Annotated in this window: 26 protein-coding genes; 20 read left to right on the forward strand and 6 right to left on the reverse strand. The window is 54.3% G+C overall.

Annotated elements, in window-relative coordinates; translation table 11 throughout:
- Nucleotides 1-331: 331 nt before the first annotated feature.
- Nucleotides 332-1,303 (reverse strand): ABC transporter substrate-binding protein, encoded by a 972-nt coding sequence (locus JCR24_RS10530; RefSeq protein WP_238980586.1) that lies wholly within the window; start codon nucleotides 1,301-1,303, stop codon nucleotides 332-334.
- 200 nt (nucleotides 1,304-1,503) lie between these two features.
- Here JCR24_RS10530 and JCR24_RS10535 point away from each other — a divergent pair, with 200 nt between their 5' ends.
- The 9 genes from JCR24_RS10535 to JCR24_RS10575 all read left to right on the forward strand — a co-directional run bounded on the left by JCR24_RS10535 (nucleotide 1,504) and on the right by JCR24_RS10575 (nucleotide 8,929).
- Complete coding sequence (locus tag JCR24_RS10535) at nucleotides 1,504-2,505, forward strand: FecCD family ABC transporter permease (RefSeq protein ID WP_014195635.1); 1,002 nt, start codon at nucleotides 1,504-1,506, stop codon at nucleotides 2,503-2,505.
- On the forward strand, nucleotides 2,502-3,554 hold the full coding sequence (locus JCR24_RS10540; RefSeq protein WP_238980587.1) for a FecCD family ABC transporter permease: 1,053 nt from the start codon (nucleotides 2,502-2,504) through the stop codon (nucleotides 3,552-3,554). Before JCR24_RS10535 ends, JCR24_RS10540 begins: the two co-directional genes overlap by 4 nt.
- A 12-nt stretch (nucleotides 3,555-3,566) precedes the next feature.
- Nucleotides 3,567-4,379: an ABC transporter ATP-binding protein gene (locus tag JCR24_RS10545; protein WP_011230957.1), complete on the forward strand. Its 813-nt coding sequence runs from the start codon at nucleotides 3,567-3,569 to the stop codon at nucleotides 4,377-4,379.
- Nucleotides 4,379-5,119: an IucA/IucC family C-terminal-domain containing protein gene (locus JCR24_RS10550; protein ID WP_238980588.1), complete on the forward strand. Its 741-nt coding sequence runs from the start codon at nucleotides 4,379-4,381 to the stop codon at nucleotides 5,117-5,119. The genes JCR24_RS10545 and JCR24_RS10550 overlap by 1 nt, the downstream gene beginning before the upstream one ends.
- Before the next feature lie 134 nt (nucleotides 5,120-5,253).
- On the forward strand, nucleotides 5,254-7,233 hold the full coding sequence (locus JCR24_RS10555) for a putative bifunctional diguanylate cyclase/phosphodiesterase (RefSeq protein ID WP_025039196.1): 1,980 nt from the start codon (nucleotides 5,254-5,256) through the stop codon (nucleotides 7,231-7,233).
- 77 nt (nucleotides 7,234-7,310) lie between these two features.
- On the forward strand, nucleotides 7,311-7,613 hold the full coding sequence (locus tag JCR24_RS10560) for a DUF5634 family protein (RefSeq protein WP_013145569.1): 303 nt from the start codon (nucleotides 7,311-7,313) through the stop codon (nucleotides 7,611-7,613).
- Between the two features lie 48 nt (nucleotides 7,614-7,661).
- On the forward strand, nucleotides 7,662-8,117 hold the full coding sequence (locus JCR24_RS10565; protein ID WP_238980589.1) for a GNAT family N-acetyltransferase: 456 nt from the start codon (nucleotides 7,662-7,664) through the stop codon (nucleotides 8,115-8,117).
- Nucleotides 8,114-8,266 carry a peptidase U61 gene (locus JCR24_RS10570; RefSeq protein ID WP_013145567.1) on the forward strand — a complete coding sequence of 51 codons (153 nt, stop codon included), beginning with the start codon at nucleotides 8,114-8,116 and terminating at the stop codon, nucleotides 8,264-8,266. Before JCR24_RS10565 ends, JCR24_RS10570 begins: the two co-directional genes overlap by 4 nt.
- 36 nt (nucleotides 8,267-8,302) lie before the next feature.
- Nucleotides 8,303-8,929 carry a histidine phosphatase family protein gene (locus tag JCR24_RS10575; RefSeq protein ID WP_025039197.1) on the forward strand — a complete coding sequence of 209 codons (627 nt, stop codon included), beginning with the start codon at nucleotides 8,303-8,305 and terminating at the stop codon, nucleotides 8,927-8,929.
- A 249-nt stretch (nucleotides 8,930-9,178) separates the two neighbouring features.
- Here JCR24_RS10575 and JCR24_RS10580 read toward each other — a convergent pair whose 3' ends face one another.
- From JCR24_RS10580 to JCR24_RS10590, 3 genes are read right to left on the reverse strand one after another with little or no spacing between them, the layout of a single operon-like run.
- Nucleotides 9,179-10,573 (reverse strand): nucleoside recognition domain-containing protein, encoded by a 1,395-nt coding sequence (locus JCR24_RS10580; RefSeq protein ID WP_238980590.1) that lies wholly within the window; start codon nucleotides 10,571-10,573, stop codon nucleotides 9,179-9,181.
- Nucleotides 10,542-11,276 carry a FeoB small GTPase domain-containing protein gene (locus tag JCR24_RS10585; protein WP_033005361.1) on the reverse strand — a complete coding sequence of 245 codons (735 nt, stop codon included), beginning with the start codon at nucleotides 11,274-11,276 and terminating at the stop codon, nucleotides 10,542-10,544. Before JCR24_RS10585 ends, JCR24_RS10580 begins: the two co-directional genes overlap by 32 nt.
- Complete coding sequence (locus tag JCR24_RS10590; protein ID WP_033008739.1) at nucleotides 11,266-11,523, reverse strand: FeoA family protein; 258 nt, start codon at nucleotides 11,521-11,523, stop codon at nucleotides 11,266-11,268. The genes JCR24_RS10585 and JCR24_RS10590 overlap by 11 nt, the downstream gene beginning before the upstream one ends.
- A 237-nt stretch (nucleotides 11,524-11,760) precedes the next feature.
- On the opposite strand from JCR24_RS10590, the gene JCR24_RS10595 reads away from it, so the two are divergent.
- Nucleotides 11,761-13,749: an acetoacetate--CoA ligase gene (locus tag JCR24_RS10595; RefSeq protein WP_238980611.1), complete on the forward strand. Its 1,989-nt coding sequence runs from the start codon at nucleotides 11,761-11,763 to the stop codon at nucleotides 13,747-13,749.
- A 392-nt stretch (nucleotides 13,750-14,141) separates the two neighbouring features.
- On the opposite strand, the gene JCR24_RS10600 is transcribed toward JCR24_RS10595, so the two are convergent.
- Nucleotides 14,142-14,486, reverse strand: a complete 345-nt coding sequence (locus JCR24_RS10600; protein WP_081132508.1) for a hypothetical protein — start codon at nucleotides 14,484-14,486, stop codon at nucleotides 14,142-14,144.
- 158 nt (nucleotides 14,487-14,644) lie between these two features.
- Here JCR24_RS10600 and JCR24_RS10605 point away from each other — a divergent pair, with 158 nt between their 5' ends.
- The 10 genes from JCR24_RS10605 to JCR24_RS10650 all read left to right on the forward strand — a co-directional run bounded on the left by JCR24_RS10605 (nucleotide 14,645) and on the right by JCR24_RS10650 (nucleotide 23,870).
- Nucleotides 14,645-15,616: an ABC transporter ATP-binding protein gene (locus tag JCR24_RS10605; protein WP_081132509.1), complete on the forward strand. Its 972-nt coding sequence runs from the start codon at nucleotides 14,645-14,647 to the stop codon at nucleotides 15,614-15,616.
- Nucleotides 15,613-16,386 carry an ABC transporter permease gene (locus JCR24_RS10610; RefSeq protein ID WP_238980591.1) on the forward strand — a complete coding sequence of 258 codons (774 nt, stop codon included), beginning with the start codon at nucleotides 15,613-15,615 and terminating at the stop codon, nucleotides 16,384-16,386. The genes JCR24_RS10605 and JCR24_RS10610 overlap by 4 nt, the downstream gene beginning before the upstream one ends.
- A 2-nt stretch (nucleotides 16,387-16,388) precedes the next feature.
- Nucleotides 16,389-17,177 (forward strand): ABC transporter permease, encoded by a 789-nt coding sequence (locus JCR24_RS10615; protein WP_238980592.1) that lies wholly within the window; start codon nucleotides 16,389-16,391, stop codon nucleotides 17,175-17,177.
- 351 nt (nucleotides 17,178-17,528) lie between these two features.
- Nucleotides 17,529-17,918 carry a MerR family transcriptional regulator gene (locus JCR24_RS10620; protein WP_160269330.1) on the forward strand — a complete coding sequence of 130 codons (390 nt, stop codon included), beginning with the start codon at nucleotides 17,529-17,531 and terminating at the stop codon, nucleotides 17,916-17,918.
- Nucleotides 17,915-19,450, forward strand: a complete 1,536-nt coding sequence (locus tag JCR24_RS10625) for a class I adenylate-forming enzyme family protein (RefSeq protein WP_238980593.1) — start codon at nucleotides 17,915-17,917, stop codon at nucleotides 19,448-19,450. Before JCR24_RS10620 ends, JCR24_RS10625 begins: the two co-directional genes overlap by 4 nt.
- 23 nt (nucleotides 19,451-19,473) lie before the next feature.
- Nucleotides 19,474-21,156 carry an acyl-CoA dehydrogenase family protein gene (locus JCR24_RS10630; RefSeq protein ID WP_238980594.1) on the forward strand — a complete coding sequence of 561 codons (1,683 nt, stop codon included), beginning with the start codon at nucleotides 19,474-19,476 and terminating at the stop codon, nucleotides 21,154-21,156.
- Between the two features lie 126 nt (nucleotides 21,157-21,282).
- Nucleotides 21,283-22,224 carry an alpha/beta hydrolase gene (locus JCR24_RS10635; protein WP_060788290.1) on the forward strand — a complete coding sequence of 314 codons (942 nt, stop codon included), beginning with the start codon at nucleotides 21,283-21,285 and terminating at the stop codon, nucleotides 22,222-22,224.
- A 96-nt stretch (nucleotides 22,225-22,320) separates the two neighbouring features.
- Nucleotides 22,321-23,004, forward strand: a complete 684-nt coding sequence (locus JCR24_RS10640) for an SOS response-associated peptidase (RefSeq protein ID WP_238980595.1) — start codon at nucleotides 22,321-22,323, stop codon at nucleotides 23,002-23,004.
- Nucleotides 23,004-23,408: a thiol-disulfide oxidoreductase DCC family protein gene (locus tag JCR24_RS10645; RefSeq protein WP_238980596.1), complete on the forward strand. Its 405-nt coding sequence runs from the start codon at nucleotides 23,004-23,006 to the stop codon at nucleotides 23,406-23,408. Before JCR24_RS10640 ends, JCR24_RS10645 begins: the two co-directional genes overlap by 1 nt.
- Before the next feature lie 63 nt (nucleotides 23,409-23,471).
- Nucleotides 23,472-23,870: a hypothetical protein gene (locus JCR24_RS10650; protein WP_238980597.1), complete on the forward strand. Its 399-nt coding sequence runs from the start codon at nucleotides 23,472-23,474 to the stop codon at nucleotides 23,868-23,870.
- A 12-nt stretch (nucleotides 23,871-23,882) separates the two neighbouring features.
- Here JCR24_RS10650 and JCR24_RS10655 read toward each other — a convergent pair whose 3' ends face one another.
- On the reverse strand, nucleotides 23,883-25,073 hold the full coding sequence (locus JCR24_RS10655) for an MFS transporter (RefSeq protein ID WP_015374684.1): 1,191 nt from the start codon (nucleotides 25,071-25,073) through the stop codon (nucleotides 23,883-23,885).
- Nucleotides 25,074-25,118: the final 45 nt, after the last annotated feature.

Raw genomic sequence — 25,118 nt, forward strand, 5'->3', positions numbered from 1 at the left:
TAACATATCCTTGACAGAAAAGTGGTTTGCCCATTTTCGACTGTCGAAGGCAAGCGTGTGGCTTGCCTCCGTCACGCCTTAGCGTGACGGAAGACCGAACAACGACTCGCTTCACAGACCCATTCATGGGTCTGGAAGCGGCGTTGTTCGGTCACTCGACAGTCGGATGCAATGACCGGCAAAGACGAAAAATGTTAAAGCTTTAAATTGCATCTATATATTTTTGCCCTTGGGAAATGAAGTTAGCGTCGAGACGAGCCACAGGGCAGGAATGATGGAAGAGGAAAAAGGCAGAAGCAGCTGACCGCTTCTGCCTTTCGTTAGCGGGCGATTATTGCCTTTGCAAGAAATATTTCTCAATATCATCCAACATCAAATGAGCCGCGAGCACACCGCCAGCCGTGTTCCAAATCGTGTCGCTCACTTTGTATACTTTTCCTTGTTTAGCGACATTTAAGTTTTGAAAGAGCGGGTCGTTGATCCATTCTTTTTCAAGTTCGCTCGCTTTGCCGTCCCCCGTCTCATATGTAAAGTAGAACAGGATGTCGCCATCCATTGCTGGAATGCGTTCTTTCGTCACGCCGGTTTCCGCAAAGTCGTTTACGTTTTGCGATTCCGGGCGGGCGAAGCCAAGTTGATCCAAAATGACGCCGGAGAACGAGTCTTTATGGTAAATGCGCACGTCGCCGGCCATAAAGCGGACGATCGAGACTTTCATGTTTAACTTGTCGCCGAGTTTCGCTTTTAAGTCTTCAATGCGCTTGTCATATTCCGCAATGATTTGTTTTCCTTTCTCTTCTTGGTTCACCGCTTTCGCATACAGCATAAAGTTGTCTTTCCAGTTGCCGCGCAGCGTTTCTGAGAACACGGTCGGGGCGATTTGTTTCAGTTGTTCGTAAATTTTTTCATGGCGCATTTTGTTGCCGATGATCAAATCCGGTTTCAAGGCGGCGATCGCTTCCACGTTTGGCTCCGATTCGAGACCGAGCTCTTTGACGCCCTCCATTTGGTCTTTAATGTGGTCGTACCACGGATCGCCCGTCCACGATTTGACGGCGCCGACCGGCTTCACGCCTAGCGCAAGAAGCGCTTCTGTTCCTTCGTTCGTCAAAATGACGACCCGTTTGGGTGTTCCTTTGATTTCGGTCGGGCCCATGGCGTGTTCAATCGTATAGCTTTCTTCCGCTTTCGGTTCCTTGTTTTTTGCCGGCTTGGCTGTTTCTTCCTGTTTTCCGCCGCAGCCCGCGAGAAGCAGGAGAGAAAGAATGAAGGCGGAAAAAAGGGTGAGATGTCGTGATTTCACTAGCCAATCCCCCTTTGTATTTGATAATGAATTTCATTTCCGTGTTATATAGTAATAAAAGTGAGAATCATTGTCAACTATAAAACGAAAAAATGATAAAAAAATCATGAGAAAACGTGAAAAAACATTGACGATGAGAGTCATTATCAAATAGACTTGACGATAGAGATATAGAAAATGAAGCAAGGGAGATCTCAGAGATGCTGGTGACAAACCGTCAAAAAATGGTTGGCCTCATCGGTTTGCTGATTGTGCTGCTTGCCGCCATGTGGATGAGCATCGTTTGCGGATATACCGATACGAGTTGGCGGCAGGCGGTGGCGGCTCTCATCGACAATGATGGATCGAATGCCCATTTAGTCGTGGCGACGGTTCGGCTGCCGCGAGCGTTGATTGCGGCTGCCGTTGGCGCCAGCTTGGCGATGGCCGGAGCGCTCATGCAAGCGCTGACGCGAAACCCGCTCGCTTCGCCAGGCATTTTCGGCATTAACGCCGGGGCCGGTTTTTTGATTGTTGTGATGGTCACCTTTTTTTCCATTTCTTCATTGCAAATGTTGTCTTGGGTCGCATTTATGGGGGCGGCGATGGCGGCGTTGATCGTGTTTGTGATCAGCGCCGCGGGGAAGGACGGGCTGACCCCGCTCAAAATGACGCTCGCCGGCACGGCGGTCGCGGCTTTATTTGCCTCGCTGACGCAAGGGATGCTGGCGATGAATGAAAAAGCGCTTGAAGAAGTGCTCTTTTGGCTGGCCGGGTCGGTCGCCGGCCGGAAGCTCGAGCTGTTGGCAGCCGTCTTTCCGTATTTGGCCGCCGCCTGGCTTGGGTCCATGCTGCTGGCGCGCCATGTCAACATCTTAATGATGGGAGACGATGTAGCGAAAGGGCTCGGGCAGCGGACAACCTTCATTAAAGCGGCCGCCGCTCTCTTAGTTGTCCTGCTCGCCGGCGGTTCGGTCGCTGTTGCCGGTCCGATCGGCTTTATCGGCATCATGGTGCCGCATATGGCGCGGGCGCTGGCCGGCGTCGACCACCGCTGGCTGCTTCCATACTGCGCCTTGCTTGGCGGGATTTTGCTTCTTATGGCCGATATTGGGGCGCGCTACGTTCTGATGCCGCGCGAAGTGCCGGTCGGCATCGTCACCGCCTTGCTCGGCGTTCCATTTTTCATCTACATTGCCCGCAGGGGGATCGCCGCAAAATGAAAAAATACATCACGGTCCGAATGGGAAAACACATCTCGTTTTTCTATGACAAAAAAGCTGTTGCGGTGCTCGCCGCGCTCATAGCAGCGGCCGTCTTCCTTTTCGTTATCAGCATTGGCAGCGGCGAAATGCGCATGTCCCCGCTTGAGGCCGCTGCCGCGCTGTTCGGATACGGAGAGGAAATTCATCAGACGGTGATTGTGACGTTCCGCCTGCCGCGCGTATTGGTTGCCTGGATGGCGGGGATGGCGCTGGCTGCCGCGGGTGCCATTTTGCAAGGAATGGTGCGCAATCCGCTCGCTTCGCCGGATGTGCTCGGCATCACCGGCGGAGCGGCGGCCGCGGTCGTTGGCTTTTTGGCGCTGTTTAGCGATGAAAACAACTCTTTGACCGTCAGCATCCACTGGCTGCCGCTTGCCGCCTTTCTCGGCGCAGCGGCCGCTGCTTGGCTCGTGTATATGCTGGCGTGGAAAAACGGCCTCGCCCCGCTTCGGCTCGTGCTTGTCGGCATCGGCGTTTCTGCGCTCATGCAGGCGTTGACGACACTGTTGATGATCACAGGACCCATCTATCGGGCGAGCCAGGCAAACGTGTGGATTACGGGCAGTGTGTATGGAGCTTCTTGGCAGCACGTTTCGCTCATGGCGCCATGGGTCATCGGACTGCTCCTTGTGGCGATATTGGCCGCGCGGCATGTCAATGTGCAGGAGCTGGGCGATGAGCTGGCGATTGGGCTTGGCGGCGCGGTCGAACGGCAACGGCTAGGACTTGTTTTGCTTAGCACCGCGCTCACCGGCGGCGCGGTCGCTTTCGCCGGCGGCATCGGCTTTGTCGGGCTGATGGCGCCGCATATGGCGCGCCGCCTTGTCGGTTCGGCGTTTGGCGCTCTTCTTCCGACCGCTGCGCTGTTAGGCGGTGTGTTCGTCATGGGGGCGGATTTGGCTGGGCGGCTGCTTTTGGCGCCGACGGAAATTCCGGCTGGAGTGTTTACCGCGGCGATTGGAGCACCGTATTTCATTTATTTATTGTACCGAAGTCGGAAATTATAAGGAGGGATGCGCATGCATGGGTTGCAGGCGAAAGAGTTGACGCTATCCTATGGCGAGGCGATCGTTATTGACCGTTTAGACTTGACGATTCCAAAAGGAAAAATCACGGTGTTCATCGGCGCGAACGGCTGCGGCAAGTCGACGTTGCTGCGCGCCTTGGCCCGGCTGCTAAAACCAACAAGCGGCGCTGTGCTGCTGGATGGAAAAGAAATCGCCAAACAGCCGACAAAAGAAATCGCCCGCCGGCTCGCCATTTTGCCGCAGTCGCCTATGGCTCCGGAAGGACTGACCGTGTTGCAACTTGTGAAGCAAGGACGCTACCCGTATCAAACGTGGTTCAAGCAATGGAGTGACGAAGATGAGCGGGCGGTTGTGCGGGCCCTAGAGGCAACTGGACTCGCCGAATTCGCCGAGCGGCCGGTCGATTCGCTTTCCGGCGGACAGCGCCAACGCGCATGGATCGCCATGACATTAGCGCAAGAAACGGACATCATTTTGCTTGACGAGCCGACGACGTATTTGGATCTCGCGCATCAAATTGACATTTTAGATTTATTGTTTGAGCTGAATGAAAAAGAACGGCGGACGATCGTCATGGTGCTTCACGATTTGAATTTAGCGTGCCGTTACGCCCATCATCTCGTCGCCATTCGCGATAAAACGGTGTATGCCGAAGGAAAGCCGGAAGACGTCATTTCCCGCCAGCTCGTGAAAGATGTGTTCCAAATGGATTGCCAAATCACGTACGATCCGATCTTTGGCACCCCGCTTTGCATTCCGTATGGGAAAGGACGGCGAATTTTACAGAAAGAAGGCGTATCGTGATGAGACTGCGTGAAGACGAAATGAAAGCGTTGGAAACGTACCGTTTTTCAAGCGGGGCGGCTGATGGCGCCACATCATCGATGTTGTTTGCCCAGTTGCTTAATAATGACGACCAGCTCGTTAAGTATGTCGCGCATGTGCGCGCTGAAATGGGGGCGGCGAACGATGCCGTCTCGGCGTCGATGCTCGTCAAACGATTAAGCTTTTTGGCACCGATGGCGCTATACGCCATGTCGGTATGGAACAAGCGGCTTGTGCTCGATCCTGGACGAATTTGGCTTGACACGGACGGCGAAGGGGAGATGTGGATGCCGCGGTTTCGCTTTGAGCCGCCGGAAGCGGAGGCGTGCCGTGGAGAACGAAGTCGTTGGCGAGAACAAGTCGTGCGCGATGTGTTTGCTGGCTTGTTTGCTCCGCTGGTCGCCAAGCTGCGTTGCCTGACTCGTGTGTCGCCGCTTATCTTATGGGAAAACATTGCGATTTACGTGTATTGGGTATATGAACGTTGGCTTGAGGATGAGTCGCTTGCCCCGGTCGCCGACCGGCTGCGCGATGATTTCCGCTTCCTTATTCATGAAGCAGACGGCCGCCTGTTTGGACAAAAAGACAACCCACTTCGCCGCTTTTTTAAAGGAGCAAGCGGCATGCAGCGGACGACGTGCTGCCTGTACGTGCACACAAAAGGAGGGACGTGCTGCCAAACGTGTCCCACTCGCGCCCGCCAGCGGCAAACCGGGTGACCGGAAGGCCGCCGGTGGGCAGTTCCATATTTTTGACAAAATGTTTGCGAAATTTGTTGATTTTTGCCGTGATTTTCGTGAAAATGGAAGTGTGGACATCGCTTATTTTGGTGAAACGGCGAGGTAGCAATTGCATGGACAAATATACGGCCTTTTTCCATCACTTCACAGAAGCAGTGGTCATCTTGAATTTGCAAGGCGTGATCATTTACAACAATCCGGCTTTTGCCGGCTTGGCGCTGAGTGAAGAAGAACAGAGGACGCTGTCCGTCGAAGGACGGGCGTTGGTTGAACGGGTGAAACAGCGCCCGGCTGCCTTTCGCTGGGAGTTGCTTGACGGCTTATTGGTTGCGGGCGTGTCGCCGATCATCGGTGAAAACGGACAGACGGCCGCCGTCTTATGCGTTCTTCGCCGCCAAGCGGAGGAGAGCGGCCTGCAAGCGCGGCTTGCCGAAGCGGAACGGCGTCTGCAGCTGATTGTTGAGCATTCGAACGATTACGTGTTGATTTTTTCTCCCAATCGTGAGTTGTCATACATTCCGCCGTCATGGAAGCGAAAAACAAACAAGCGTCTTCCAGTGTCATACGAAGAGGTGCTGACATTTGTCCACCCTGATGACGCCCCGGTCGTGGCACAAAAATTGGCTGAGCTGTACGATACATACGAGACGCAATCCGCCGAATTTCGCAAGCAAGGCGAGAAAGGCGAATGGGTTTGGATGGAGGCGCAAGGGAAGGCGATCATCGATGAAGCGGGGACGCTCGATTGCGTCATTGTGACCGTGAAAAACATCAGCGAGCGGAAGCGGTACGAAGAAAAGTTGCGCCAACTTGCCTATTTCGATTCGCTCACGGGCATCGCCAACCGCAGCTATTTCGAGCGGCATATTCATGAGCTGATCGCGAGTCAGACGCCGTTTGCTCTTTGTTATTTGGATTTTGACAAATTCAAATGGATCAACGATCATTTTTCCCATCAAGCCGGCGATTACTTTTTGCGCGAGGCGGTCAAGCGCGTCGAGCGGGCGTTGCGTCCCGGCGACTTTTTTGCCCGCATCGGCGGTGATGAGTTTGTTCTCTTGCTGCCGAACATAACGAAAACAGAGATGACCGCCTTGGCGGAACAGCTTGTCAGTTCGTTTCACGAGCCGTTTTATTACGAAAAACAGCTGATTCAATCAACATTGTCGATCGGCATCGCTTTTTTCCCGAAAGACAGCGATCGGATCGAGCAAGTGATGAAATATGCCGATCAAGCGTTGTACGAAGTGAAAGAGCGGGGGCGGAACGGCTATGCCTTTTACCGGCCGACCGAGCATCGGCATGCGGTGATCGAGCAAGATTTGCCGTTTGCCATTATGCGCGGGCAGTTGTATTTATGCTATCAGCCGAAAGTGCAACTTGCTAAAGGAAAGGCGATGGGGGTTGAGGCGCTTTTGCGCTGGCGTCATCCGTCGCTCGGTGAAATTCCGCCGCTCGATTTCATTCCGTTGGCGGAGGAAAGCGGGTTTATTTTTGAAATTACATTATGGGTGTTGGAACAGGCGTCCCGTCAAGTGAAAGAGTGGGAAAGAAAATTTCCGGGCCTCAAGCTCGCAGTCAACTTGTCGCCGTTTTTGCTCAATCGTCCGGAGCTCATCGAGCATGTGAAGCGCATTTTGCGGGAGACGGGGCTTTCGCCCGATCGGCTCATTTTGGAAGTGACCGAAAGCGGACTGATGGAAAACATCGAAACAGGGCAGCACATTTTAACCGAATTGCAACGTCTCGGTGTGCAGGCGGCGATCGATGACTTTGGAACCGGTTTTTCATCATTGGCTTACATCCGCAATTTGCCAGTGTCGCTGTTGAAAATCGACCGCAGTTTCATTGAAGGCATTGCGGAAAACTCGAAAGATGCAACGATTGTTGATACGATCATTCATTTAGCAAAAAGCCTGGATATTGAAGTATTGGCCGAAGGGGTGGAGAGTGAATCGCAAGTGGCGCTTCTTTCGCAAATGCATTGCGACTATGCACAAGGGTTTTACTTCAGCCGCTCGCTCGAAGCGGAAAAGTTGCAGCAATGGCTTGAGGAGTACAACCGCACGGCTTGCAATGGGCCTTCGTCATAAGTCGGTCATTTCCACTCATGAGTTTCCTCGGCTTGCCGCAAACTACACTTGATGACTAGGCAAGAGGAGGAAAAACCATGGAATTTGCGCCAAGAAGCGTTGTGATTGAGGAGTTCATCGACACGCTCGAGCCGATGATGGAAGCCTATGGACTCGACCAAGTCGGCATTTTTGAAGAGCATGGTGAAGGCAATCGCTATTATGTCGGCTATACGATCAACAAAGACGATGAGATGATCACCATTCACATGCCGTTTGTAAAAAACGAACGCGGTGAACTGGCGCTTGAGAAGCAGGAATGGACCGTTCGAAAAGACGGTCGGGAGAAAAAAGGCTTTCATTCGCTGCAAGAGGCGATGGAGGAAGTGATTCATTCATGATAAGCGGCCGGGCTCGGCCGCTTTTTCGCCATCGAAAGGGAGAGGAGCATGATTGCGGAACTCCGCATAGCAGATGAAAAAATGGCCGCTATGGTGCTGCGCCTGCAGCGGCGCGCGTATGCGATCGAGGCGCAGCTCATCAGCAGCACAGCGCTCCCGCCGCTTCACGATACGATCGCTTCTCTGCAACGATGTGGCGAGCGCTTTTTTGGCTATTTTCAAGGCGAATGGCTCGTTGGGGCGATCGCCTATGAGCGAAGCGGCCCGACGCTTCACCTTTGCCGGCTGATGGTCGACCCGGATTGTTTCCGCCAAGGGATCGCCAGCGCGTTGCTCGACTTTGTCATCAAGCAAGAGCCGTCGATCAGCGAGATCGTCGTGACGACCGGAAGCGGCAACGCGCCGGCCATTCGCTTTTACGAACGCCATGGGTTTCGTGCCATCGAGCGCATCGAAACGCCGGAAAGAATCGAGTTAACGAAACTCGTGAAACGAAGCGGATGACACGCGGGTACGAGTTTCCGGTTGTGTATGATGCCGATTTTGGCCATACAGATCCAATGGCAGTGTTGCCAAAAGGCATTCAAGCAGAGATGAAAACGGACAAAAGCGGATCTGTTGCGTTTCGCTTGCCTGAGCGGGCGGTTGAATGAGAGGTAGATTAATAGAGAGGAGACATGAGGGAAGACATGGCGACAACCTTGTATTTGACCAGACATGGGGAAACGAAGTGGAACGTCGAAAGGCGGATGCAAGGCTGGCAAGACTCGCCGCTCACGGAAAAAGGGCGGCAAGACGCCATGCGGCTTGGAAAGCGGCTTGAAGCGGTGGAATTGGCCGCGATTTACACAAGCACAAGCGGCCGGGCGCTTGAGACGGCGGAGATTGTCCGCGGCGGGCGGCTCATTCCGATCTATCAAGACGAGCGGCTGCGCGAGATTCATCTTGGCGATTGGGAAGGAAAGACGCATGACGAGATTCGGCAAATGGATCCGATCGCGTTCGACCATTTTTGGAACGCGCCCCATCTGTACGCTCCACAGCGAGGCGAGCGGTTTTGTGACGTGCAGCAGCGGGCGCTTGAAGCGGTGCAGAGCATCGTTGATCGGCACGAGGGAGAAACGGTGTTAATCGTCACTCACGGCGTCGTGCTGAAAACGCTCATGGCGGCGTTCAAAGACACGCCGCTTGACCACCTGTGGTCGCCGCCGTATATGTACGGCACGAGTGTGACGATTGTGGAGGTGAATGCGGACGTGTTTCACCTGGTTGTGGAAGGCGATGTTTCCCATCTAGAAGAAGTCAAGGAAGTATAGATAGGGAAGAAGGATGGAGAATTGGAGGCGGCGCTGTTTCTTCGGTTCATCGCCATAATATGCGCTTGGCCAATCGGATCGGTTTCTTGCGCCATCATGCAACCTCATTCATGATTCAAGAAATGGATGAAAGCTATGAGTGGGCGCCTTCCAGTACAACGTTTGGTGAAGAACTGCTTTTTCTTATCAAGTCTAGTTGTCCAAAAAAACAGCCCCGTTTTCCTCGATCGGGAAGCGGGGCTGCGCCGTTTATACGAGCCCGAGCCATCTCGCCAGCTGTGCGGTCGTAAAGGTGACCGCAATGGCAATCGCTGTCGGCAAGGCAAAGGCGACGAACGTCCATTTCGCGCTTTTCGTTTCTTTGTAAATGTTGACGAGCGTCGTGCCGCATGGGTAGTGAAGCAGGGAAAACAGCATCATATTAAGGGCGGTGAGCCACGTCCAGCTGTGGTCGAGCAAAAGTTGTTTAAGAGAATGCAGACCATCGGCTTCGATGAGCGCCCCCGCGGATAAATAGCCCATCAGCAAAATCGGCACGACAATTTCATTGGCTGGCAAGCCTAAAATGAACGCCATCAAAATGTAGCCATCCAATCCCAATGCTTTGGCAAATGGGTCAAGCCAGTCGGCTAAATACGCCAGCACGGTCGTATCTCCCACGTGAACGTTGCCGAGCACCCATGTCAGAATGCCGGCCGGCGCCGCAACCGTTACCGCCCGTTTCAGCACATAGAGTGATTTGTCGAGGGTGGCCCGGATGATCGTCTCCATGATTTTCGGGCGTCGGTACGGCGGCAGCTCCAGCGTGTAATGGGTCGGAATGCCGCGCAAGGCCGTCTTGGATAAGACCCATGAAACGGTCAACGTGACGACGATGCCAAACAACACCATGGCGACGACCACACCCGCCGTAACGAACGTTTTCCATCCGCCTGTATAGCCGGCTGCCATAAATAAGGAGGAAAGCAGGATCAGCGTTGGCCAACGTCCATTGCAGGGGACGAAGTTGTTGGTCAAAATGGCCAGCATTCGTTCGCGCGGTGATTCGATAATGCGCGTCGACATGATGGCCGCCGCGTTGCAGCCGAAGCCCATGGCCATCGTCAGTGATTGTTTGCCATGCGCCCCCGCTTTTTTAAACAAGCGATCCATGTTAAAGGCGACACGCGGCAAGTAGCCATAATTTTCGAGCAAAGCGAATACGGGAAAGAAAATCGCCATCGGCGGCAGCATCACGCTGACGACCCAAGCCGTGCCGCGGTATAGGCCAAGTACAATGAGGCCGTGCAACCAGTCGGGGGCGTGAATCGCTTGAAAGGCCATGGTGAGATACGTTTCGATCGTTCCGAACAAGAGGGCGAGCGAATCGGAAAATACGTTGGCGCCGGCGATCGTCATGTAAAGGACAGCGGCGAGAAGCGCCAGTATAATCGGAAATCCCCACCGCTTCGACGTGACGATCCGGTCAATTTGTTCCGTTCGATCGCGTTTTGCGACCGCTGTATGCGTGACACATTCTTGAGAAAGCGCAGCTGACGTTTGGAAAATGGCAGAAACGATCTGTTCACGCGTGTCAGCCGGTGCTAATGACTTGGCTTCTTTCATTAGCTGGTCAAACTGATTTGACAGATCCGCAGCAGGCATACGCGTTCCCCTCCTTGATCAATGGTTGCGGCGGTTGTTTCAGCGCTTGAAGCAGCGATGTATCGCCGTCAAGGAGACGAAGAGCGATCCAGCGAGCAGGATACGTGTCTCCCATCACGTCTTTCACGAGTGGAAGAAGTTTGGCAATGCCCCGTTCGATTTCCGGGCTGTACCGGATGGAAAGCGGGTTGGTGTTGATGCGGCCGTGCGCCATGGCATCCACTGTATCAAGCAGTGCATCGATTCCTTCCCGGTTGCGGGCCGAGATCGGCACGACCGGCACGCCGAGTTTGGCAGCCAATTTTTTTGTATTGATATGAATGCCTTTCTTTTTCGCTTCATCCATCAAATTGATAGCGATAATGACGCGGTCGGTCATTTCCAATACTTGAAGCGCTAGATTCAAGTTGCGTTCTAATGCCGTAGCGTCGACCACAACGATCGTAACGTCAGGACGTTGAAACAGGAGAAAATCCCGCGCCACCTCTTCATCGGCTGAATTGGAATAGAGCGAATACGTTCCCGGCAAGTCGACGATCCGGTACAATGTGCCGCGGTGGCGGCATTCTCCTTCGGCATGAGTGACCGTTTTCCCGGGCCAGTTGCCGGTATGTTGGCGCAGGCCCGTTAAGACGTTGAACAACGTGCTTTTGCCGGTGTTCGGATTTCCCATTAAGGCAACGGTATATGTTTTATCCATCATGATCAATCGTCTCCCCGTAAATATAGTCGCTTTCTTCTTTCCTTAATGCGATCGTCGTGCCACAAACGCGATAGGCGGTCGGGTCGCCAAGCGGGCTTCTTTGTCCAACCTTCACTTCCCCGCCGGGTACAAATCCCAAATCAAGCAATCGTCGTTTTAACACAGGATCAGGAACATCAACCTTTTCGATGCGAAAGCGATCACCCGGTTTCGTATCGGAGAGGCGGCAGTGTTTTGCTTTTGCCATAAAAGTTTCCCTCCGGTTAATATTTTTTGTTAAGGACATTTTTTTGGATTAGACCAACTTTTGAATTTATCATATTCCAGTTGCCTCGCTGTTGTCAACCCATTTGCTTCTTCTTTTTCTGACAGAGTTGTCGAACCAACAACTATTCAAAACAGTAGGAAATCATGTTATCATATGAATAGTCTGAACAAATTATCGGCAGAAAGGCGGTGACGGCGTCCATTGACGCACGATGAAATGAAAGCGATTACGGAAGGGACGATTCTTTGGCAGCCGACGGAGGAACAAATCAAGAGCTCCAACCTTCATCGATATATGGATTGGTTGAGAGAACATAAAGGGCTCTCCTTCTCTTCATACCGCGAGCTGTGGACATGGTCGGTCGACGAGCTTGAGTCATTTTGGGAAACGGTTTGGGAATATTGTGGTGTTCAGGCGGCAACGCCGTATGAGTGTGTGCTGCGGGAGCGGAAGATGCCAGGGGCGGAGTGGTTTCCAGGCGCTGCGCTCAACTATGCGAAACATATTTTCCGGCATGCGCGCGCCGACCGCCCGGCCATCATTTTCCGTTCAGAGCGCGTGCCGTACCGGGAAGTGTCCTGGCAGGAGCTCGGCGAAAAAACGGCGGCGATCGCCAAAGCATTGCGAGCGATGGGAGTGAAGCGCGGCGACCGCGTCGTCGCTTATATGCCGAATATCCCCGAGACGGTGATGGCGTTTTTGGCGTGCGCCTCGATCGGCGCCATTTGGTCAAGCTGCTCGCCGGATTTTGGCGCTGGCAGCGTCATTGACCGGTTCGCGCAAATCGAGCCGACTGTCTTGTTTGCCGTCGACGGCTGCCAATACAACGGCAAAGAATTTGACAAAATGCCGGTCGTATCCGAATTGCGCGCCAAATTGCCGTCATTGAAAAAGACGGTGCTGCTTCCGTATTGGCGCGGGCAGATGGAAGCACCGGATGAGGGCGTCGTGCTGTGGGATGATGTCGTGGCGGACAAGGCGGAACTCGTCTATGAAGACGTTCCGTTTCGTCATCCGCTTTGGATTTTGTATTCCTCGGGAACGACCGGTTTGCCGAAGCCGATCGTCCAGGGGCATGGCGGCATTTTGCTTGAACATTTGAAAGCATTGACGATTTCAGAAAACTTGACGAAAGACAGCACGTTTTTCTGGTTTACGACGACTGGATGGATGATGTGGAACTTTTTGATCGGCGGACTGCTGGCCGGGTCGACCATCGTGCTCTATGACGGCAGCCCGACGTATCCAGATGGCAACGTCTTATGGGATTTGGCCGAAAAGGCGGGCATCACCCATTTTGGCACAAGCGCGGCGTTTATCAACATCTGCATGAAGCTCGGCCTGAAGCCAAAAGAGCAATATGACTTGTCAAAGCTCGAGGCCGTGCTCTCGACCGGTTCGCCGCTGACGGTCGAAGGGTTCGCATGGGTGTATGAAAACGTCAAGGACGATATTTGTCTAGCGTCATGCAGCGGGGGAACGGATGTGTGCACCGCGTTTGTCGTCGGCTCCCCCATTTTGCCGGTGCGCGCCGGCGTCCTCTCGTGCCGCGCGTTGGGCGCGGATGTGCAGGCATTTGACGAAAACGGTTGGCCGCTTGTCAATGAAGTCGGCGAACTTGTCATCACAAAACCAATGCCGTCGATGCCGCTCTTTTTCTGGAACGACCCGGACGGCGAGCGATATCGGAACAGCTATTTTGACACGTACCCGGGCGTCTGGAAGCACGGCGACTGGATTAAAATTGACGAACAAGGGGGATGCGTCATTTACGGACGCTCCGACTCGACGATCAACCGCGCCGGCGTCCGCATGGGCACGAGCGAAATTTACCGTGCGGTCGAAGCGGTCGACGGGGTGCTCGAGAGTCTTGTGGTTGACTTGGAAATGATGGGCAAGCAATCGTTCATGCCGCTGTTTGTCGTCCTCAAGCCGGGCGCAGTGCTCGATGACGAGCTGAAAGAACGCATCCGCCAATCGATTCGGCAACACGTCTCGCCGCGCTTTGTTCCAGATGAAATTTACGAGGTGAAGCAAATTCCGAAAACGCTAAACGGCAAGAAAATGGAGATTCCGATCCGCAAGCTGCTCTTAGGCTTCCCGCTCGAAAAGGCGGTCAACCCGGGCTCGATGGCCAATCCGGAGGCGCTTGATTTTTTCATTGAGTTGGCGAAGACACTGGCGGCAAAGACACAGATAAGCTGAAGTCCCTTTTTGGAAGCGTGCGAAAGGTTGTTATTAAGTGGTGACGCTTAATAACAACCTTTCTATGTATTAGTGAATTATAAGTAGAGGAGTCGGGGGCATGGAAGAAAGCAAGCGGACTAGGCTAGTTTGGAAATCCATCGGTGATTGAGGAGCGAACGACGGTGAAAGAGATGCTGGGCTGATGAGACGAGACCGTGTCCGTTTTCATGATGAGAAAGTCCGGAAGATCCGTTTAGGAGAACCTTCCGGGCTTCATTTGCGGCGACGATGATTCGGAGTTTTAGTATGACGTAAGCAGGGGGATGTTGTTTGATGATGGCTATGTTCACACAGGATATGGAACAAGCGTTAAACGTCGAAGAGATCAACGAAATGGAGCGGACTGACGTCTAGTACATATTGAGCGCCGTTTTGACGCGCTTGATCTCCTTTTTGTTTTCAAACAGCTCTTCGACCAAAATGTTTTGGCCGTTGGCGACATCGGTGAGCCGTTTGTCCATGTCGGCCACTTGCTGGCTTAATTGGCTGAGTTGTTCATTCGTTTGTTGCACTTGTTTGGCGAGCTGGTCGACTTGCTCATGAGTTTGCTGTACTTGGTGGTTCAGCTGCTGCACTTGGCTGTTAAGGTGTTGGACTTGTTGGCCCAGTTGCTGCACTTGTCCGTTCGTTTGTTGCAGCTGCTCCGCAAGTTCTTTAATGGCTTGCCAAATCATTTCATTTGTAATGTCCCCCATTCGACAATCCCCTTTCTCGTTCGATTCTCTCTCTATTATACATGACGAAAGATGGGAACGATAGAGAAAAGATGGCGAAATGTTTTTCTTTGCGGCGCGCCCCCTCGATGTGATATAACAAAAGAATGTCAACAGTACACTATTGGAGGATGGGCACTGTGATCCGTGTCAGCCATTTGCATAAATCGTTCCGCGTCCATCGCCGCGATGCGGGATGGCTTGAGGCGGTGCGTCATTTATGGCGGCGCGACTATCGCGTCATTGAGGCGGTGAAGGACGTTTCGTTTACGATTGAGAAAGGGGAAATCGTCGGCTTTTTAGGGCCAAACGGGGCGGGGAAAACGACGACGATGAAAATGTTGGCCGGCCTCTTGCATCCGACGTCAGGGGAGATCACGGTCGGCGGGTTTGTGCCGTTTGAGCAAAAGCCGGAGTTTAAAAAAATGATGAGCTTGGTGATGGGGCAAAAAAGCCAGCTCATTTGGGACATTCCGCCGATGGAGACGTTTTTGGTCAATAAAGCGATTTATGACATCGACGATCGGTCGTTCCGCCAAACGCTCGAGGAATTGACGGAGCTGCTCGACTTGGCGCCGCTTCTTGACAAGCCGACGCGCAGCTTGTCGCTTGGGCAGCGGATGCGCTGCGAGCTGGCGGCGGCGCTTTTGCATCGGCCGCACGTGTTGTTTTTGGATGAGCCGACGATCGGGCTTGACGTTCATACGCAGGAAAACGTGCGCCGCTTTATCGTCGACTACAATCGGGAGCACGAGACGACGATTTTGTTGACGTCGCATTACATGGGGGATGTCGCGGCGCTTTGCGACCGGGTGATGATCATTAACTACGGTCGATTGATTTACGACGGGGATTTGTCGGTGCTGACGGAGAAGCTGGCTCCGTATAAGCGGCTTGAGGTCAGGTTTTCGCGGCTGCCGAATGTCGATTGGAGCGAGTACGGCGAAGTCGCGGAAATCGAAGAAGGAACGATTGTGCTCAGGGTGGCGCGCGAGACAGCGGCGGAGACAGCAGCGCGGTTATTGGAACGGTTTGATGTCCGCGACATCAACATCGAAGACCCGCCGCTTGAGGAAGTGATTGCGCGCGCGTTTTGGGAGGAACACGTATGATTCGCAAATATATCGCCCTATTGCGGATGAAATACATCGAAATGCTTGCGTATCGGCTTGCGACGTTCGTCTGGATGACGGGCGCCATCACGCAGCCGCTCATTACGATGTTTGTCTGGATGAACATTCATCCGGAAGAGAGCGAGTCGTTTCTGTTCTATTTTATGGCGGTCATTTTTGTCGAGCGGATGACGAGCGCGTGGGATGTATGGGAGCTCGACCGTGAAATTCGCGAAGGGACGTTTTCGAATTTGCTGCTTAGGCCGGTTCATCCGATCCATTGGGCGATTGCGGAAAACATCGTTTACAAATGGCTGTTTGCCGTCATTTTAGCGCCGGTTTGGCTGGTGGGGGCGGTGTTTTGGCCGCCGCTTCGCCCGCATATGACGGCAGGGCAAGCGGTGCTGTTTTTGGCGGCGGTCGTATTGGGTGCGGCGCTTCGGTTTTTGTTGAGCTACTCGTGCGGGCTGCTCGCGTTTTGGGTCACAAAGGTGGCGGCGGTGTACGGCGTGATCGATGTCATTTCGTTGTTTTTATCGGGCAGAATTGCGCCGCTTGAGTTTTTGCCGCCGGCGCTTCGCGAATGGAGCGAATGGCTGCCGTTCCGCTATATGATCAGTTTTCCGATTGAAATCGCCACCGGGGCGGCGGATGGAGGAGAGTTGGCGCGCGGCTTTGCGGTGGCGGTCGGGTGGATGGCCGTGTTTGTCGCGGGGGTGCAGTGGCTTTGGAAAGCAGGAATGCGAAAAAACCAGGCGGTAGGTGGGTGAATATGCGGCGGTATGGGCGGGTGTTCCGCGAGTTTTTCCGTGCTTGTTTGGTTGAGGAATTGGAATATCGAAGCGAATTTTTCGGCAATTTCATCGCCAGCTTTTTTGGCCTCGGCATCGCCCTGCTTACGATCCATATCTTTTTTTATCAGACGGACCGGTTAGGCGGCTGGACGTATGGGGAAGTGCTTGTGCTGCTCGGCGTTTTTAATACGCTGCGCGGATGGATCGATTTCGCGCTTCGGCCGAACATGCCGCGTTTGCTTGAGCATGTCCGGCGCGGCACGCTCGATTATATTTTGACGAAACCGGTCGACAGCATGTTTTACGTCAGCTTCCGCCACCTTGTCTTTTGGCGGTTGATCGATGTGGCGCTTGGCTTTGGCGTCATCGGCTACGGCTTGTATGTCGAACGCTACGTGCCGTCGGCGGCGGACGTCTTGATGTTTTTCGTCGTGATGACCGCGTCACTCTTGCTTATTTATTCGTTATGGATGATGCTCATGACGACGTCGTTTTGGGTGGTGCGCATTGATGATTTGTCGTTTATTTTCGATTCGTTTTTTGATACGGCCCGCTTCCCGGGCAGCATGTACCGCGGCGCGGTGCGCTTCGTGATTACGTACGTTCTGCCGGCGGTGTTGATCACCAATACGCCGGCTTTGGCGCTGCTTGGGAAATGGAGCATGGCTGCGGTGCTGGCGGCTTTGGCTGTGGCTATGCTCTTTTTATGGGCTTCCCGCCGCTTTTGGCGGTTTGCCTTGCGCTTTTATACGGGAGCGGGCGGGTGAGAGGAAAAGCCTTCTTAGACGAGGGCTTTTTTTCTTTGGTCAATCACTGTTTCGCCTGCATCTCGACAGTGGTCGGTCAGCGGGGGTGACGAGCGGCGCATCGTTCGTGGCCGGCTTGTGCAGATGGTTTGAGACGTGTTAGGTTGCGCATGAACTTAGAAGGCTCGTAAAAAAGCGGCCGTTTTTGCCGGACTCGTTGCTTTTGGCTGAAGGGGAAGCGTTGTTTGGGCAAAATGTTCATCCTATAATGGAAGGCCGTACTCCCGCTTCTTTGTATTCCTGCTCGTTGACTTTTACGTCAACGTCAATTAAAATAAAATTCAGAATATTACTTCTAGAAAAGGGATGGCTATGCACTATTTCACCATTTCCGATTTGGCGCACGAGTTTGATGTGAGCACCCGGACGATCCGCTATTATGAAGAACGCGGATTGCTTTCCCCGATTCGGACCGAGTCAGGGCAGCGGCTGTACACGAAAAAGGAGCGGGCGAAGCTCAAGCTCATTTTGCGCGGCAAACGGTTCGGCTTTTCGCTTGACGAGATTCATGAGATGATTTCGCTGTTTGATGAGGACCGAACGGGGAAGAAACAGCTGGAAAAAACGGTCGAATACGGGCGGCGGAAATTGAAGGAGGTGAACGAGCGGATTGAGGATTTGCTGCAGCTGAAGGCGGAGATGGAAGCGCTGCTTTCTGATTTTGAAAGGAGACTGCGAGAGTGGGAGGAATCAGGTGGATGAACATTTCAGAGCTGCTTGCCCGCAATGCGAGGAAATTTCCCGACAAGCCGGCGATTATCGATGGGGAAACGGAGCTTTCCTACGCCGAAGTCAACCGAACGGTCAACCGTCTGGCGTCAGCGCTCGCGCGGCTTGGCGTCGGACGCGGCGATAAAGTCGCGCTGTATATGCCCAATACCAAGGAGTTTGCCGTTTCGTACTTTGCCGTTTTGCGCCTTGGTGCGGTTGTTGTGCCGTTCAACGCCCGTCTGACGGCGGCTGAGGTGCAGTACATTCTCAGCCATAGCGAGGCGAAGGCGCTCATCGCCCACGATTTGGTGCATCAAGTGCTCGCCCCGCTCGTCGGCGGAAGCGATGTGATCTGGGTGAAGACCGGGAAGGCGGAAGGCGGCTGGCTGTCGCTCGAGGAGTTGATCGATTCGGGTGATCTAGAAGAGATTGTCTGCCCAACCAAAGAGGATGATGAGGCGACGATTTTGTATACATCGGGGACAACGGGGCGGCCGAAAGGGGTGTTGTTCACGCATCGCAATGTGATCACGGTTGCGGACATGATCGTGATCGAAACGAAAATCGACCGTCAAAGCCGCCTGCTGCATCTCATGCCGCTCAGCCACTCAGCGCCGCTTCATTTGTTTTTCATAGGCGGCACGTACGTCGGTGCGACCCATGTCCTAGCGCCTGCGTTTTCCCCGGATGCGTTGCTTGAACTCGTTGAGCGCCATAAGATCACCCACTTTTTCGGCGCGCCAGTGGCGTATTTGTTGACGGCGAAGCATCCGCGGTTTGACGAATACGACCTTTCTTCGGTCCGTTGCTGGATGTACGGCGGGGCTCCGCTGTCGCGTGAGGAAGTGAAGTTTGTCGCCAGCCGGTTTGGCGCTGGGCGGATGATGTGTTTATACGGTTTGACCGAAGCCGGCCCGAACGGGACGTACTTGTCTCCTGAGGAGCATGGCGAAAAAGCGGGGAGCGTCGGCCGAGATGCCGCTCTTCATTGCGAGGTGGCCCTCGTCGATGAGAACGGACAGGAAGTTGCGCCCGGCGAGGTCGGGGAGATCGTGCTGCGCGGGGAGAGCATCATGAAAGGATACTACAAGGACGAAGAAAAAACGAACGAGGTGATCAAAGACGGCTGGCTGTACACCGGCGATTTGGCGCGCCGCGATGAAGACGGCTACATTTGGATCGTCGACCGGAAAAAAGATGTCATCATTTCCGGCGGTGTCAACATTTATCCAAAGGAAGTCGAAGATGTGCTGCGAACGCATCCGGCGATCGCCGATGTTGCCGTGATCGGCGTGCCGCATCCGGAGTGGGGCGAAACGGCAAAAGCGTTTGTTGTATTGAGCCAACCGCTCGAACCGCTTGCGGAAGAGTGCAAGCGTTTCCTATCTGACAAGCTGGCTGACTATAAAATTCCGCGTCTGTATGAGGCGATCGCTGAACTGCCGCGCAATGCGACGGGAAAAGTGTTGAAACAAGTGCTGCGGACGCGGGAGACGACGGCGCAGGGAGCACAGGGACGATAAGAAGAGGGGAAAGGGGAGAGACGATGAAACCGCTTTATGAAGTCGATCCGAATTTGCTGGCGAATTTGAAACGGCATTTGGATGACGAATTGTATCGGTATGCGGAAGAAAAGCTCGCGTCGTTTTACGAATTTTGCTTGACGGACGTCGACCGCCGCGCCGTGCACACCGACCGCGAAGGGCAGCCGCGCCTCATCAAGTACGACCGGTTTGGGAACGACATTTCCGAAGTATGGGTAAACGAAGGATACGTGCAGACGGCAAAACAGACGTACGAAACGGGCATTGTCGGTTATGTGCACAAACCGATTCCCGAGCTTGGAAGAAAAGGAAACTATGTTTATTCATATGCCCAAGGGTATATCTTATCCCAAGCAGAGCCTGGGTTTTACTGCCCGGTGACGCTGACGATGGCGACCGCCTATGTGCTCGAGCATTTTGCCGATGAAAAGCTGAAGGCGACGTATTTGCCCCATGTCATCTCCACCGGGGAAGTCGAGTTGTACGAAGGGGCGACGTTTTTAACCGAGCGCCAAGGAGGGTCGGACGTTGGCGCCAACGCGGTGCGTGCTGTGCCGTGCGGCGACCATTATAAACTATATGGGGAAAAATATTTTGCCAGCAATGCCGGCCGCTGCGGCGTGGCGCTCGTATTGGCGCGCATCGACGGGAGCGGGCCGGGGACGAAAGGGCTGAGCTTGTTCCTTGTCCCGTGGCGCAAAGAAGATGGGACGTTAAACGGCATCTCGATTCGCCGCCTGAAAGATAAGTTAGGAGTGCGCGCCGTGCCGTCGGCCGAAGTCGTGTTTGACGGGGCCGAGGCGTATGTGGTCGGCGATCCGCGGAAAGGCTTCTACTATATGATGGAAGCGCTTAATCTCTCGCGCGTCTGCAATGCGGTTGCTTCCGTCGGCATCATGAAGCGGGCGCTTGAAGAGGCGAAACAATACGCCGAGCGGCGCACGGCCTTTGGTCATGTGTTGACGAATTACCCGATGGTGCGCGGGACGCTCGCCAATTTGACAGCGAGACAGGAAGTGGAAACGAGCGCCTGCTTTGACATGATCGCCTTGTTTGACCGCGTCATGGCCGCGCCGCATGAAGCGAGCGAGGCGGAGAAAGCATGGCTCAGGCTTCTGATTGCGCTCCTTAAGATGCGCACCGCAGAAGAGGCGATCGCGTTCAGCCATGAGGCGATTGAACTGCATGGAGGCAACGGGTATATTGAAGATTTTGTCACCCCGCGCCTGCTTCGTGACGCCCAAGTGCTGACCGTTTGGGAGGGAACGGCGAATATTTTGGCGCTCGAGGTGCTGCGTTTGATGCGCAAATACCGCATTCACGAGCGGTTCATCACAGAGATGAAGGAGAAGGTTGAGCGGTTGACGGCCGAAGTCAAGCCGCTTGCCCGCCCGGTTGAAGAAGGGTTGAAGGAATTGGTGTCAGCGCTCGCCCATCTGGACGGCCAATCGGAAGACGTGCAAACGTTCCACGCGAAGGCGATCGCCAATCGGATGTGCGATTTGTATTTGAGCGTTATTGCTCTTGAGCGTGGGCAGGAAAACGATCGGAATCAGCGGATCGCCGAGCTGTTTGTGCGTCATGTGTGGGAGCGCGGGCTCGTCGATGAACGCATGACGTCGGTGCGTGAGTTTGACTTGATCGTCAGATGTAAAGGAGCGTCTGCCCCGCTTGCCCATTCGTAAATTGGCGGCATGAAGCGGGCCGTGAGCGAAAGGGATGTTCGTGTTGGGCGGACATCTCTTTTTTTGATTGCCAAATGAGCAATGGAACAAGTAGGATGAAAGAAAAGGGAAAAGCGAGAGGGGGAAATGCGCATGGAATTGGTGCGCACGCCGCGCCGGACGAAACGGCGCGTGTGGATTTCGGCGGCCATTGGCGTCGTGATGTTGGGGGTGCTCGCCTGCGTCGGTTTGTCCGTTTATGTCGGCTGGCAGCTGACGCATAAACCGCGCGAGCCGATTACCATGACGCCGAAAGACTATGGCATGGCGTATGAAAGTGCGACATTTACAAGCAAAGATGGGAAAACGGCGCTCGAAGGCTGGATCATTCCGCCTAAAGGAGCGGCGAAGATGACGGTCATTTTTGCCCATGGGTATGCCGGCAACCGGATTCAGAAAAACGTGCCGTTTTTGCCGCTCGCCAAGCGGCTTGTTGACGACGGGTACCGCGTCATCTTGTTTGACTTTCGTGCGAGCGGTGAGTCGGAAGGCGATATGATTACGATCGGCGTCAAAGAGAAAGACGATCTGCTTGGCGTCATCGATTACGCGAAGCGGCACTATCGCGAGCCAGTCGCCTTATACGGCGTTTCGATGGGAGCGGCGACATCGATCTTGGCGGCGGCAGAAGACAATGACGTGCGCGGGGTGATTGCGGACAGCCCGTTCAGCGACCTCGAATCGTATTTGCGAGCCAATATGCCGGTATGGACGCATCTGCCGAACGTGCCGTTTACGTATTTGATTTTGGCGATCGTTCCGGCGCTGGCCGATTTGGATCTAGGCGTGTCTTCGCCCATCCATGCCGTCGATCGTGTCGCGCCGAGGCCGATTTTGTTCATTCACAGCAAAGACGACCGTTCGATTCCGTATGAAGAAAGCGTAAAACTGTACAAAACCCATCCGGATGCGTTTCAGCTATGGCTGACGGACAAAGCGGATCATGTGAAAAGTTTTTCTCTCTACAGCGATGAGTATGTAGAACGGGTGTTGGTGTTTTTGCGCTCATTGGAAAAGACTGCTTCCTAGAGACGGCTGCGATTCGTGTTCGGCCGCTTTTTGTATTATAATGGATGCAATAGAGGATCAAGATGGCATCGGCCAACTGGTCAAGGAGTGAATGCTGTGTGTGGCCGGTTTACGTTAACCGCTGATTCGGAAACATTGCAGACGCTGTTTCGTTTCCGTTATCAAGGCCTGCTCGCGCCCCGGTTCAACATCGCTCCGGGTCAAGATGTGTTGACCATCGTCGCCGAGGGGGGAGAAAGAGTCGGGAAAATGATGCGCTGGGGGCTTGTGCCGTTTTGGGCGAAAGATGCCCGCATCGGCGCCAAGATGATCAACGCCCGGGCGGAAACGGTCGATGAAAAGGCGAGTTTTCGCCATGCGTTCAAGCGGCGGCGCTGCCTCATTTTAGCTGACGGGTTTTACGAGTGGAAAAAGGAAGGAACGAAAAAAGTGCCGTACCGGTTCACCCTCAAAACGGGCGAGCCATTTGCGTTCGCTGGATTGTGGGAGCGCTGGGAGGGAGCGAGCGATCCGATTGAGACGTGCGCGATCATCACGACAAAGGCGAACGAGCTCATCGCCCCCATTCACGACCGGATGCCGGTCATGTTGCCTCCCGAGCGGCATGACGACTGGCTTGATCCGCGCTTGGATGACAGCGAGTATTTGAAATCGTTGTTGTTGCCGTATCCGAGCGGCGAGATGCGCATGTACGAAGTGGCGCCGCTGGTCAACTCGTCGAAAAACGACGTGATCGCCTGCATCGAGCCGGTCGACAGCCGGTCAATGGAGGGAACGTGATGCATCCTGTCATCTTATTTGATGGCGATTGCCTGTTTTGCCATGCGAGCGCGCACTGGATCGCCGCCCGCGACCGCCAGGCGGTGTTCCGCTTTGCGGCGCAACAGAGCATCGTTGGCCAAGCGTTGCTGGCAAAGAAGGAGATGTCAGCAGAAGACAGCGTCGTCCTCATCGAGAACGGATGCTGTTATGTAAAATCCGACGCTGTCCTGCGCATCGGCCGGCGTCTAGCTTGGCCGTGGAATTGGCTGGCAGCGGCTGGGTTTCTCATCCCTCGGCTGTTGCGCGATCATATGTATGACGCGATTGCCAATCGTCGGCATCGTCTCGTTCCAAAGCGTGATCATTGCCAGCTGCCGCCGCTTGAGCTGCGATCCCGTTTTCTTGATGAATGGCCGCGGTGAAGAAGGAAAATACGCCCGTTTGTCGTATTGAAAAGGGAAAGAAACGAGGGAGGGGAAATGTGCATGACAAGCGGAACAACAAGATGGCTTGATGAATGCACGCCTCGGGCGCTCGAGCGTTTTGCCGATGAATTGATCGCTATGGCCGAGCAAAGGGAGGACGAAGCCCGGCGCCGGTTTTACGAAGGGATGGCGGTGGGGGCGAAACTCATCGCGCTCCGTTGGGAAGGAAAATGTGCCTATATTGATGATTATTTGCTTGATAATGTATACGAGGCGTTGGCTGTCTTCTCATTGGAAAAACTTGAGGAAACGCTGGCCTTGGAGGCCGAAGAGGCGCATGGCGGCGGCCGCTGCTCATTTTGTCTCAAAGAAAAACCAAGGCTGGCCAAAGGTCCGCTGGCGGCGATTTGCGACGATTGCCTGCAGTTTGGGCTGCAAGTGATCGCCAAGCAGCCGTAATCGAGGCGGCGGTCATCGCGAAGGCGATGGCCGCCGTTTTTCCGCATAGAAGATAAGCGGGCCGGACAGAGCGAGGAGTGTGATGACAAAAGCGATGACACCGCTCCAATGGAAATGCGTCCAGACGTAGCCGCCGGCTGTTCCGGCAAGGCTTGACCCTAAATAATAGAAAAGAAGATACAAGGAAGACGCCTGCGCCTTATAGACGTGCGCCTGTTCGCCGATCCAGGCGCTGGCGATGGAGTGGCAGCCGAAAAAGCCAAACGTAAACAGCGCCAAACCGGCTATTTTCACGAGCACGGACGGAGCGAGCGTGGCGAGCGCCCCGAGCGCCGTCAAAGCGACCGACAAACGCAAGGTGCAGGCGTGGCCGCGAAGATCCGCCCGCCGTCCCATATAGACAGAGCCGATGCCGCCAAATATGTAAACGATAAACAAAAAGCCGAGCACGGATTGTCGGAATGAATACGGAGGCTCGCTCAGCAAAAAGCCGATGTAATTGTACAGCGTCACAAACCCGCCCATGAACAAAAAGCCAAGCACTACGAGCGCCATAAGCGGCTTGTTGCGAAGGTGGACGGCGTATGCCTGCCGCAGCGTTTCCCTGTTCCGCCGCCGGACGGCCTGTCTTGGTGCGGGCAGAAAGACGGTAAAGGCAAGGGAAAGCGCCAATGATAGAAATCCGATCGTGATCAGCGCCGAGCGCCAGGAAAAAAGATCGGTCAGTACGCCCGTCAAAATCCGCCCGGCCATGCCGCCGATCGATGTGCCGCTAATATAGAGCCCCATGGCCTTGCCGATGCTGGCCGGATGGAACTCTTCGGCGACATACGCCATGGCCAAGGAAGGGATGCCGGCTGCCGTGATGCCAACGAGCGTGCGCGCCGCAAGCAGCGTCGGAAAATCCGGGCTGAACGCCATTGCGATGGCCAACAGCGATGTCAGCCACATCGAGGCGGCCATCACCCGCTTTTTGCCGATCCGATCCGACAAGTTGGCCGCGGCCAGCATCGCGACGGCAAGTGCGCCGGTCGATGCTGATACGGTTAAACTCGCCGCTGCGGCCGAAACGTGAAACTGTTTGGCGAAAATCGGCAGCAACGGCTGGGGTGTATACAGCACGGCAAACGTCACAAACCCGCCGAAAAAGAGCGATATGCTTGCTTTCAGATAGGTGATGCTTCCCTTTTCGATGTATGTCAAGGTCGGTCGCCTCTTTTTTTCGAGTGAACGAAGACTGAACATTTC

This window comes from Geobacillus sp. YHL (assembly GCF_022341265.1).
Taxonomy (GTDB): Bacteria; Bacillota; Bacilli; order Bacillales; family Anoxybacillaceae; genus Geobacillus; species Geobacillus thermoleovorans.